At 59.5% G+C, this 511-nt stretch carries 1 protein-coding gene; it reads right to left on the reverse strand.

The window, feature by feature from the left end; translation table 11 throughout:
* Positions 1–105 precede the first annotated feature (105 nt).
* On the reverse strand, positions 106–511 hold a 406-nt coding region (locus tag BK660_RS30860), incomplete at its 5' end, for a response regulator (protein ID WP_148057512.1).

The following is a 511-nucleotide window of genomic DNA, read 5'->3' on the forward strand; positions in this document are numbered from 1 at the left end:
ACCGGCCCGAGAAGAAAGTTCTGCATACCGATTGCCCCATTCCTGGAGTGTCACCGGTCTGTCAGAGCATGCACGGCGAAGATGACAGAAAAATATCCGTCCCCGTCAAACCCGCACGGATGGCGACGCGGCGATCAGGTAGCTGTCGAGCAAACCGCGCATCAGTACCGCCGACACCGGGGTTTGCAGGCGTCCCAACAGCCGCATTCTGTGTTCGCTCAGCAAGGGTTCAAGATCGTTCAGCAGGCTTGGCGCGACCGTTCCCAGCAGGATCAGCGCGCGGGCCTCATGCTGAACCGCCAGATGCTGGATCAATGCCAGGCCATCGCCGCCCTTGAGCTGCGGATCGCAAATGGCGATATCGACCACGCCGCGATGGCCCAGTGAAGACAGGGCCGACGCCAGCGACGGCGCCGTCAGTACGTCATAGATGCCAATGGCATTGAGCATTTGATGCAATGCCATCAGCTGGAACGGATTGGGTTCAAGTATCAGGACTTTAAGCGAGCGC

This window comes from Pseudomonas brassicacearum (genome assembly GCF_003732265.1).
Taxonomy (GTDB): Bacteria; Pseudomonadota; Gammaproteobacteria; order Pseudomonadales; family Pseudomonadaceae; genus Aquipseudomonas; species Aquipseudomonas brassicacearum_D.